This is a genomic window from Plebeiibacterium sediminum, from assembly GCF_026013605.1.
GTDB classification, from domain to species: Bacteria; Bacteroidota; Bacteroidia; order Bacteroidales; family Marinilabiliaceae; genus Saccharicrinis; species Saccharicrinis sediminus.
In genome coordinates, this window is record NZ_JAPDPJ010000105.1 from 1 (window position 1) to 11,441 (window position 11,441).

Genomic DNA, 11,441 nt, shown 5'->3' on the forward strand with positions numbered 1-11,441 from the left:
TCCCGGTAACGTTCAACAACGAATATATTTAATCACCTTCATCATGGTAGGTATCTTTCTTCGGATGCTCGTGATTAATTATATTCTAAGTGTTACCAATAGGGCTTTATTTAATTTGTATCTTTCTGTGCTCAATATTATCCTGTTTAAAGTTATCCTCCCATTTTAAAGTAATTTCAATTGTTTCTGGACATCTAACTGTTATTGCTCCAATTAATATTTCAATACCATCTTGTGGTCTTATATCCATTGGGCAAGGATTTCTCATCTCTGAAAACCCATCAATATCAGGTAATATTACTTCTATATTTCTTGCTATACATTTCCCTTTGTTATACACCTTTATAGTTCTATTGCCATTTTTTACGCGAATTACATTAATCCCAATATCAGCTTTTTTATCTTCCTCTATCTCAGCATTAATTTTTTGTAACTGATAATCATTTATAATCTTTGATTGTTGCTTAATTTTTTTGTCATGACGTAGATATGTAAACAAAGTAAAAATCAGAGCAATTGCCGATAAAATTAAAGCTATATATTCCATTAGCCTTTGAATTTAAAATATTTATTTCCTTTGAAAGCTTTTTTTATCATATCTTCCATTTCCTTTGTTAAGTCTTTTTCCAATTCTTTCTTGGTGTCTTCAATTTCATTGTCAATTAATTCTTGATTTAATCCAACAAGTTCATCATAACCACCTAAATATTCTCTGTTACAGCTTGTACATTTGATGTATGTCTTTTCCTCATTGAAGTCAAAATCAATATTTCCACATGTGATGCATCTTAATTGAATTTCTTTATTATACGATTCTTTCATAAGGTTATATTTTATCAGATTAGTACGGTCTTAGCCTTATTGGTAACTTCTTTATAAAATAAAATAATATAACAATTTATATAGTGCTGGCAAGAAAAGTCTGGTTTTATACAAGTTTGACAAATTTCAGTTGATTTGTTTCGACAATACAAATGTTTAGAAAGGTTGTTTAAATGCTTTTTGTTAACCAGACTGTTTATTCCTTTGCTTTTTGTTTGTTTTGAACAATAAAAATGCATACGTGTCCCATGCAAAACACTTAATAAATCAATATTTAAATATCTTATGCAGCCTTCTTGCGAAGGCTGTTGCTTTTTTCGGGGGTGCGCATTTCCGCAATAAGTTGCTCACCTATTTTCCGGAGGTTGTATGCGCTAATCGATAGACTTACGTACCTTTTGAAATTGTGGTAACCTTTATCTGGGCAACGATCCAGTCCCCGGTGTTCCAACTCGTTAATGTTCGATTCCACTGTACTGTGTCTGTTTCTCAGTTTCAAGAACTTTGGACTATATTCTTCTTCGAGTTCCGCTTTGTTGCATTTGCCTTTTTTAGGCAATACCAGGGTTTCGACACCTTTTTGTAATGTTTCTTTGTTGCATTTATTCCAAAAGCCTTTGTCAAAGCTCCAGCTGCTCACCGCGTATTGTGCAAATATTCGTTGTGCAAGCTCCTGCACTATCTCGGAATCAGACTGGTGTTCCATAACCAGGTAGTCTACTATCAGGTTGAACTGGTCTGTGGTTATGGCTACCTTTTTACCAAGCTCCACATTGGGGCGCATTTTTCCTTTTGTCACCCATTCGGTATACTGTTCGAATATAGAAAACATTTTCTCTTTATGGGGTATGCTTTCCCCTTTTACCACACGCCTTTCCAGCAATTCAATGTGTTTCTCCAGCAACTCCATAAAACGTTCCAGTTCCATCACGATTACCCAATCCTCAAGCTCTGTTTGCGGAAAGCCAGGTTTCTCTTTTTCGAGCTTAGCCAAGAGTGTTTTGGCTTTAGAAAGATATTTTTGACAAGAGTCCATTAACCTTTTTTGTTTGCCTTTGCCACAGGATGCACTTGCTCTGCCCAATGCCCTCATTTTGTTTTTCAGGTCACTGCGCCAGTTTTTTATCTTTCTCCAACCCGGAAGGTTGTTCCTTTCCTGAAGTTTGGTGACCATGTCGATGCATTTGCGGGCACTGTCCCACAGTAAGTTGTAATCTGTCGGAAAATGCACGTTGCTTTCCACCACAAAGCTATCGGTTTTTAAGCACAATGCTTCCTCCTCTTTTTTTTTAAACACCTCGTGCCCGAACTCAACAATAATCTCGTTAAGTTCCTTTACGGTTTCGTCGGTCAACAACCCAACGTTATCAATAATGTTCTGGTAGCTTATTTCCGTGCGCTCATGGCCGAAACCGTTCTCGATACCCATTAGTTGCCTGATCAACGAGTCGTAGTTGGCGATGTGGTGGAGGTCGTCATAACTAATATTCTGGCACAGCCTAACTTGCGAGAGTACGAATATTTGCCATAGATTCATTCCCGGCCTTCCCATGTTGTTGTTTTCCGAAAATATCTTTTTCCCCAGAATTTCGAACACTTGAGTGTTCCACTTGGGGGTAACGAATATTTCTTTTAACGCTGCGCACAAGCCTGGCAATGCACCACTGCGTTTTGCAGTGGGTATTTTTGTGTCCTGTATCAACAACCTGCCAAGGGTAATTTGCTGCTCGAATCTTTTTCGCATATCTGAACCTGATTAAATGTTTGTGTTAAATCAGACGAATCTCAAATTGTCAATAAATTGAATATCTGCATTTTAATTGATTTCAACAAGCCAAAACCCATAAAGATTCAAACTAGTTTTCAACACTAACCAATTGAGCGAGAATATATATCGAGTTTACTTGCAGAGACTATATAGTATAAACACTTGTTATACTATTAATTACAAATAGTATCCGTTTATAAACGTTTAGAAAATATATACGTTATAAACGATTAACAAACTCTTAAATATAATATGTAATAACGGCATATTGTACGGATCAATAGAGTATTTTTCTATTTTTATGAATCTTTTTCCTTTTGTAATTTCTTATAAGCAAAATAATAGAAGAAAGCAGCCTTAACGGACTTATTCATTTTACATTTACCACTCAGCAAAAGAGATAATGAAGATTTGTCAAGCATAAGGTCTTGTGTTAAATCATTCCTGCGTTTTCTGAGACTAATTCAGGTTTGTTATTTCTCCACTTTTAATTTGTATTATCATTTCATCAATGAGTTTTCCCCAGGCTTTCATCTGCTCCTTTTTCATACGATAATCCATACCTTTAAGAATTATACTATTTTTCTCAATATCCAGATGACCTTTTTGCACAGGTGATAACTTAACCGAATATTCTTTCAAGTACTCGTATATTTTAGCTAAAGCTACTACATCGCCATAGGCAGCTTTACTTATAATTTCGTCTTTAGGTCTATCCATTTTATAATGTAAGTAAGTATGCACACTTGCATATACTATGTCTATTGTAATATAATATCACTATCAATATTTAATTTACTACGTAAAGCTTTAGCAATGTTTAAAGTAATTTCCCTTTTTCCTGAAAGATATTCGCTTATCCTTGTTGCGGAAGTACCTAAAAGAGTTGCCAAATCCTTTTGTTTAAGTTTCATTTCAAACATTCTCAATTCAATTACTTCAATCAAACTAGGTAAGCCTATTGGGTAATGTTCTTCCTCATAAGCTTCAATAATATCAGAAACATCATCTAATTCTTGAAGCAATGGATCATCTTCAGGAGTATCATTACTAACTAAATCAAGTTTTATAATTTCTTCTAACCTAATTTGAGCTTTCACATATTCTTCATGTGTTATAATATTTTCCATACCTCAATATTTATAGTTTATCAATATCTTTTAATTTATCATATTCAGCATGAGTTCCTATCCATCTCACAAACACTTTTTTCATTTTAAATATAATTAGAGCAACTAATCTATAATTATTGCCTCCTATATTAAATACATATCTATCATTCCCAACATTGTCAACAGAATTAAATGTTTTTTTTATATCTGTAAAATCTTCCCAATCTGCCTTTTTTGTTTTTTGATTCCACTCCTGTAAACTAACCCTAGCATTGGCATGTTTGGTAAAATAGGCTTTAATTTTGGCAAATGATATTACTCTCATACTTATTAATTAACTGATATGTACAAAGATAATAATAAAATTACATATAGTGTAATATAGTTACATAATATGTAGTTTTATTTTGGATATTTTGCAGTTAAAAATTTATGAAATACTCCTTTTGTGAGGTAAAAAAGTGTGCACATTTTCATTTTTATAAATTAACTAATTAGCTATATATTCCTGACTTTGATACTATTTTGATATTGTATAATAATTTATGTATTTGGGATTAGACAACATTAAATATAAAAGAGGCTATTATCACTTTGAAGATAGCCTCTCTATCAGTCATTTTTATTTTATTAATATCTTCTTAGTATAAATTTGATCGTTAGTATTAATTTCTAGAATGTATATACCCTTGGATAGTTTGGTATTTATTGTTATTACAGAACTTGTTTTATATTTTTTGTTAAATACAATATTTCCACTTGTTGAATATACTGTTGCATTTACAGGTGAAGTAAAATTTTGTCCATCAAGATAAAAAACACCATTACTTGATGGATTCGGATAGATATTTATTTCTTTTTTCTTGCTGATAATAGTTTCTATAGCAGTTGGTACTGGATCATTTGCTTTAATACTTAAATAATCAGTTACATCATCTTCATCTTCATCAACCTCAGTAATAGTTAATCCATTCATTAATGCAAGTTCTTGTACTGTAGCGTCATCTTTATTAGTAACACTTAGTTTTGTGCCATTGTTACTTGTGAAAATTCCATCATAAAGAGGAAACCATAAATCATCTATCAAATATCCTGATAATTGGAATTCTCCTGTACTATTAATTTCTATTTGTCCTGGTTTTGTAACAGCATATCCTTTTCCTTCGGTATTTAGTAAGTCGTTGATTGTACCTCTTACTATACCATCATTAATTTCTAAAGCAGGTTCAGTATTTCCGGTATAATGGTTTCTAAATCTGAATCCATAACTTCCAGGATAAACGGTTCCTCCATTTACAATTAAACGTCCAACACTATTAACTTCATCAGTTGAAGCAGTTGCTGCTTCATAAAAATCACCTAAAAAAGTAAAATTTTTACTATTTAATACTGTACCATCATTTACAGTAATAGTACCATTTGTAATATATGTATAAGTTCGGCAATCAATTTTACCTCGATTTAAATTTAATGTTCCATTTACAGTGAAATACTTTGTAATATAAAAAGGTGTTGGTTCTTCACTTGAAAGGTCTGTTCCATATGTGAAATTTAAAGTAGCACTTTCTTCAACCGTTAAATTATACATTCTTTGATAATAGGCTGCGGTTTCATAAAAATCAAAAGAGTTATCGCTGTCAATAAGATCACAGGTAACACCATTTGTAATAATTGCACTAACATAACAATTAACATCAGTAGTACCACTTGTCACTGTCCAATAGGGTACTTTGGGGTTCGACCATGAAGAAAACTGTAAGTCATAATCAGAAGAATAATAATCTACTTCCCAGTTTGATGATTTTGACCAATCGGTATCTGTATTACCATTAAAAGTTACTGGCACTTCTAGTGTTTCTTGTGCTGAGATTACGTTAAGACATAAAAATGCCATTAAAAATAAAGTAAATGAGTGTTTCATACGTTTGTTAAAAAGTATTTGTAATAAATATTAGCATTATCAATATTAGTATTTAATCTGTAGACGGGGATTATAGACTAATACTGTTAATATTTTCTTTAATACAAAAGTGAATATTATGGGTATCAAAAATAAATATTGTTGAGTTATGTACAATCAATTTACAAAACTATTTGACCAGTAAAGTCAAATATTATATTAATACACACCAATTATACTATTGATATATATTCGAATCAAGGTTAAAAAGCATAATTAAGAAACGCAGCAGATAGCTTTCCAAAGGCATGTACTATCAGGCCTTTGGTTGATCTAACCTTACTTGCTCGCTGGATATCTGTTTTCTCAATAATCCAGGAGAACATGGCTTCGATGGGCTGCCTCACTCTGGAAACAGCTGTAGAATATAAATCATCTGCAGCTTTTATCCTTTGCTTGATGATATCGGACATGCCTTTTACAGCCTTAATCGGAGTCAACATTTCTGAATTATACGTTATTTTCATTTGCTCATTAAATTCATGATTCATGTATATTTTGTCGCCAAAGAAAGTCCGGTCATACATTTGTGACCAAGCTTCCTTGTAGACATTAATGTCGTTTACTGATGCCGGAGTATAAAGTATTTGTTCAGGGAACGGCAAAGTTCCTTGTCTTCTGAAGCCCAACATGTGTAACTTCATACCATAGTAGTATAGCCCTTTTGTGGAACAATATCCTTTGTCTGTTATTTCCCTTGCTACCTTCCCTTTTCGTTTACCCGAACAAGTAATGATGGGCATAGAATCCAGTAAATTCTGGTCGATTATGCAATCATCAGGTTGGAAATCCCTAACCAATAGCTCTGACAACCTGGTAAATGCACAATTTAATCGATTTAATCGATTGTTATATGCCTGGTAAGAACCTAGCTTAGGAAACCAATCCGATAGGTAATCACAAGCAAATTTATGAATCTGCTTTATTTTGGTATATCCTTGATATTGGATACCGAAAAGGTATATCGTCATTACCTCCTGATCAGTAAACTCTGGTTTGTTATTATTACTGAACCGTTCACAGTAATATCTTAATTCGTCAAAATAGTCACAGACTAAGTTGTATATTCTTATTAAATTGTGGTCCTTATCCTTGAGAATCATATCTAAAAGCTGCTTCGAAAACAACTATAAGATACTGATTTTCAAGGATTTAAACAAATTAAACACCCTGATTATCAGGCTTTTACGCTACTTTTTTACTTAATAATTCAACCCTTAATTGGCATTATAAGATAGCAAATATATTGTCTTATGAACAGAAGAGCTTAATTATTATAAACTTTGTTACATGAAGGTAACATGGATTATAAGCAGTAATTTTAGATTTATTAATCTATAGGGTTCCTTACGTTAAGGAAATGATAGTAATAAATGTTCTTAGTCTTAGATTTCCTTGTGTAATAAATGTAATTGTACATTTTAATGTGAAGTTTTATATTTCTTATAGATATGATTACCGACAATGGAATTTTTATAATATATATGGTTGTCAAGTATTCAATACATTTTGCATTGTTTTAATATCAAAACCCAATGATTTTCTGTACCTTTACTTTATGTCAAAGGACACTAAAAGCCTTTATTTTAAGCTAAATAAAAGGTGAACAATTCGGGAACGACTAAGAGTTATATTAGAAAAAAGAATTGAAAAAGAATATGTTACAGGATAGGGGTATAATCTCTCCACCCCGAGAACCCAAAATTGGATGAATTATATCAGTATTATGTTTTTAAAATAGCGCTATATTTCCCTGTTTTATCAATTTAAAAGAATTTGTTTATTTTGGGGAAGCAGTGAGGTTCAAAAAGTATTGAACCGCTTTTTGTTTTTTCAATTACGACCTAAAAATGGATAGGATTATTGGGAAAAATACAGTAAAATCTATTAATTCATTTTCACCAAAATTGGCAAAAATGCCCGTTTCAAATGCGTTTTAATAAACTCATTTCCCTCCAAAAGTAGCAAAAAGGAACCGAACCTAAAAATGGATTTAATGTCAAGTTTTATGATCAAAAAACTTGACACTAAAAAAATATAGGTAACTTTGCTATATGAATTTAGCAAAAGAAATACGTAATCAAATAAATAAGATGCCCGAAGGAGAAGCTTTTGGGTATCTTGATTTGGGTATTTCTAAAAAAGATTTTATAACAGCAGCAAAAGCCTTGGAGCGTTTACAGAGTGCAGGTGTAATAAAAAAGGTATCGAAAGGTAAGTTTTATAAACCCAAACAAACTGTTTTCGGGGAGCTTGAACCCGATTATAATAACCAACTAAATACTTATCTTTTTCAAAATGGCAAACGTATTGCTTATGTAACGGGTATTTCACTTTATAACCAAATGGGATTAACAACTCAAGTGGCAAACCAAATTTCTATAGCAAGTCGTATTAAAAGAATATATATAAACCGTGGAGCGCTAAAAGCCGATGCTGTAAAAAGTTATGCTGATGTAACAGAATCAAATTATAAGCTATTGGGTATACTAGATGCTCTAAAAGACATAAAAAAAATACCGGACGGTAATATTGAAAATTCTATTAAGTTGCTTACCAGTTTAATAAAACAGCAAAATGGTAATCAATTAAAAATGCTTGTGAATCTTGCTTTAGTTTATCCACCAAGAGTGAAAGCTCTTTTAGGGGCAATACTTGAGAATATAGATGCTAATATTGAAATTGCTAAGCTAAAAAAGAACTTGAATCCACTGACCAAATACAAGGTAGGAATAAAGCCTAATGAATTACCAACGATAAAGAATTGGAATATTGTATGAGACTTCATAAAAACAAACTGCTATATCAAGATGCAGTAAATTATACTGCTCAACAATTAAATATATCGCCAATTTATATTGAAAAAGACTATTGGGTGACATATGCTTTGTACAATATATTTCACAATGAAATAGGAAAAGAAACATTTTTGCAAAGTTGGTATATGGAAAATTACCGATCGGTGATGATATTGTTCATACACTGAAGAGTATCAAAGAACGATTGCAGTCAGTGGAATGGACGATTAAAATAGGTTAAGGATTATGACAACAATTATAACAGATCCCCTTAAAGATGGTTACGATTTCTTTATTACCGATAAATGGGAGAAAGAATATCATTTCAAAATAATAACCTTCGATGTTCCCAGTGGAAAATTATCAATAGCTGTTGAAGATGCAGAAGAAACAGATAATTACTATCCCAGAAAGATGGAGGTCTTATCAGACTATGATGTTGATATTGAAGCTGCAGAATTAAGGCTAAAAGCAAAAGTTAAAAATGAAATAAACCAAAAATCATTACGAATGAATGATAAAGGTAATTTTGTGGTAAAAGATAATAGCTTGCAAGGCGTTGTGTTGGCTGATTGGGGAATGGATATTTCAAAACCTTTGTTTTCTGTTGATGGTAAGAAAATTTCAGCTCAGCAGTTAAGTAGGTTGCTCTCTCCATATTGTTCTTTTAAGTTCAGGCTTGAAATAATAGACCCAAATGAATAGGTTCTATTCTTTAAAAGGTAAACAGTTATGCAAAGGTTTGGAGATTATTTATTTGATGCATCATCAATGGATCTAAAGGAATCTTTAGATAATATTTTTGAAGATGATATTGAATCGTGTTGTGATTATAAGATATTCAATAGAGGTTACGAATATTTTGAATCGGGATTGGTTGAGTATGCTTCAATAGAGAAAGCTAATAATTTGATTCAGGCCTCGGTAAATGGTAGTTATGAATATGAAGTCGAAATCTATCAGCATGAAGACAAGATTTATGGAACTTGTTCTTGTCCTTATGGAGGAGCTGTCTGTAAGCATATTATTGCAGTTTTATTACATGTGGTAGATGAAGGTATTGACAATATTCCTGTTCAAAAGGTGATTAAGGTTACAGCAAAGGAGGAGGATGTTACGCTTGATGCACATCTAAAACAGTTGTCAAAGTCAGAATTAATTAAGTTGGTCAAAAAGTATATCCCAGATGACTTTGTATTGCAATTACAAAATAAGAAGACAGATAAGAAGGATGCTTTAGTCATTTTCCAGCGTGTAGAGAAAAAGATCAATGGATTTTTTAACGATCATGAATTGTTATATGAGCCAAGTGTGATGGAGGATGCTTTGCTCAAACAATTAAAAAAGCTATCTGGTTTTGAGAATATCATTGCTGAAGAAATAGGTAAGTTGTTTGTTTCTATTATGGAAAAAGTGGATAGTGCCTTTGATGAAGGTTATTTGTATATTGATGATTATTATGGAGACGGTTATTTTGAATCTTCTGATTTTAACCAGCTCGTAATCGATTACACTTCTCATTTACCCATTGAACAAAAAATAAAATATCTTGAAAAATTAGATGATACCTTATTACAGATGTCTTATACAACGTTTGAAGAGATAGCTGTGTTAATGCCTTCAAGCATAAATCCTCCTGAATCTAGTCAGCTTTGTGATTATTTATTGACAAATGAGCAGATGTTAAGCGACTCCTTGCTTTCTCGTTTGTACAATAATATTGAAAAGAAACTAGCAGATGATCAAAAAGAACGCTTGCTGTTGAAGCTCTCCGGAATCAACCAGAATCACTTTATTTCTTTGATTAAATTATTGATGGGACAATCTAGGTATTCAGAAGCTTATGAACATATTGAGCAATATCTAGATGGCTCAAACGGCTATGTCAATGAGGAAATGCTAGATTATTACCTTGATTTATGTATTAAAACAAACGGTAACATCAACAATGTTGCCCGAAAAGTTATTGATTTAAAACCTGATAAAGCAATCTTGTTGAAAGTGAAGAATTACAATTTGCAGGATATCTCACATTTTGAACAGGTTCTGAAAAAGAGGAACGCTTATGATCTATTAAGTTACTATGAGGACGAAAATAGATTACAAGACGCATTGGATTTGATTAAAAACAACCTGTTTTATGATGATATGGTTTTTCAGTTTTATAAGAAGTATAAAAAGCAGTTTAAAGAGGAGGCGCAAGCATATTTCTTGAAACGACTTGAAGAGAACCTTGAAAACGCTGGAAACTCTAATTATGCCAGAATTGCTGAAACAATTAGTCAGTTAAGACAGATAAATCAAAGCATGGCTAACAAATTGCTTACGGATATTCGCATAAATTATAAACGACGAAGAAATCTTATTCAAATGCTTAGCAGATTTTAGTTTAAAATTTTATGCTAAGATTAATTTATGATTATTGTGTGTTTTCATCAATAGAAACTATAGAGAAAGGATAGTTTCATATTTAAGAAAGAATCTAAAGTCCCCGGAAAGTCCATCAAAAAGGCCAAAATGCAAATTTTAAATGCGTTTTGTGAACTCATTTCACTCCAAAAAGCAAAAAGGAACTGAACTTAAAAAATCAATTTATTGTCAAGTATTTTGATCAAAATACTTGACATAGAAGATATGAAGCTAACCAATAAGATGTCCATTTTTTAACTAATAAACTGGACTAATAATTCTATACTATGAAGCAATTATACCTCATAGGGTATAAAATAGACATATTTACACATATTATATCATATCGGGTATAATATTAAAATAATCACTATATTTATACCCTAAAAGGTATAAATTATGCTTGGACTAATACAATTTGTGAAACAACGTAGAAAGCAGCTTGGATTAACACAACAAGATTTAGCTGAAAGAGCAGGAGTAGGACTTCGCTTTATAAGAGACTTAGAGCAAGGAAAACCAAGCTTGCGTATGGATAAGGTTAATGAGGTGTTGGCATTGTTCGGACATAA

12 protein-coding genes are annotated in these 11,441 nt (G+C 32.1%); 4 read left to right on the top strand and 8 right to left on the bottom strand.

All coding sequences use genetic code 11. The features are described from left to right. Positions 1-106: 106 nt before the first annotated feature. The 8 genes from OM075_RS23160 to OM075_RS23195 all read right to left on the bottom strand — a co-directional run bounded on the left by OM075_RS23160 (position 107) and on the right by OM075_RS23195 (position 6,633). The gene (locus OM075_RS23160; RefSeq protein WP_301192941.1) at positions 107-547 is read right to left on the bottom strand and encodes a hypothetical protein; all 441 of its coding nucleotides are present in this window, start codon (positions 545-547) and stop codon (positions 107-109) included. Beyond that, the gene (locus OM075_RS23165; protein ID WP_301192942.1) at positions 547-822 is read right to left on the bottom strand and encodes a hypothetical protein; all 276 of its coding nucleotides are present in this window, start codon (positions 820-822) and stop codon (positions 547-549) included. The genes OM075_RS23160 and OM075_RS23165 overlap by 1 nt, the downstream gene beginning before the upstream one ends. Before the next feature lie 283 nt (positions 823-1,105). Next, positions 1,106-2,566, bottom strand: a complete 1,461-nt coding sequence (locus OM075_RS23170; protein WP_301192943.1) for an ISNCY family transposase — start codon at positions 2,564-2,566, stop codon at positions 1,106-1,108. Positions 2,567-3,049: 483 nt separating this feature from the next. Continuing rightward, positions 3,050-3,310: a hypothetical protein gene (locus OM075_RS23175; RefSeq protein ID WP_301192944.1), complete on the bottom strand. Its 261-nt coding sequence runs from the start codon at positions 3,308-3,310 to the stop codon at positions 3,050-3,052. Between the two features lie 41 nt (positions 3,311-3,351). After that, the gene (locus tag OM075_RS23180; RefSeq protein ID WP_301192945.1) at positions 3,352-3,720 is read right to left on the bottom strand and encodes a helix-turn-helix domain-containing protein; all 369 of its coding nucleotides are present in this window, start codon (positions 3,718-3,720) and stop codon (positions 3,352-3,354) included. 10 nt (positions 3,721-3,730) lie between these two features. Next, positions 3,731-4,027: a type II toxin-antitoxin system HigB family toxin gene (locus OM075_RS23185; RefSeq protein WP_301192946.1), complete on the bottom strand. Its 297-nt coding sequence runs from the start codon at positions 4,025-4,027 to the stop codon at positions 3,731-3,733. Positions 4,028-4,324: 297 nt separating this feature from the next. Next, positions 4,325-5,623 carry a T9SS type A sorting domain-containing protein gene (locus OM075_RS23190; protein WP_301192947.1) on the bottom strand — a complete coding sequence of 433 codons (1,299 nt, stop codon included), beginning with the start codon at positions 5,621-5,623 and terminating at the stop codon, positions 4,325-4,327. Positions 5,624-5,865: 242 nt separating this feature from the next. Next, positions 5,866-6,633, bottom strand: coding sequence for a transposase (locus tag OM075_RS23195; protein ID WP_301192948.1), 768 nt, complete (start codon positions 6,631-6,633; stop codon positions 5,866-5,868). Positions 6,634-7,716: 1,083 nt separating this feature from the next. Between OM075_RS23195 and OM075_RS23200 the strand changes: the two genes are divergently transcribed. The 4 genes from OM075_RS23200 to OM075_RS23215 all read left to right on the top strand — a co-directional run. After that, positions 7,717-8,442 carry a DUF6088 family protein gene (locus OM075_RS23200; protein WP_301192949.1) on the top strand — a complete coding sequence of 242 codons (726 nt, stop codon included), beginning with the start codon at positions 7,717-7,719 and terminating at the stop codon, positions 8,440-8,442. A 264-nt stretch (positions 8,443-8,706) separates the two neighbouring features. Beyond that, positions 8,707-9,165, top strand: coding sequence for a DUF7713 domain-containing protein (locus OM075_RS23205; RefSeq protein WP_301192950.1), 459 nt, complete (start codon positions 8,707-8,709; stop codon positions 9,163-9,165). 27 nt (positions 9,166-9,192) lie between these two features. Further along, positions 9,193-10,848 (top strand): SWIM zinc finger family protein, encoded by a 1,656-nt coding sequence (locus OM075_RS23210; protein ID WP_301192951.1) that lies wholly within the window; start codon positions 9,193-9,195, stop codon positions 10,846-10,848. Between the two features lie 420 nt (positions 10,849-11,268). Beyond that, on the top strand, positions 11,269-11,441 hold a 173-nt coding region (locus tag OM075_RS23215; protein WP_301192952.1), incomplete at its 3' end, for a helix-turn-helix transcriptional regulator.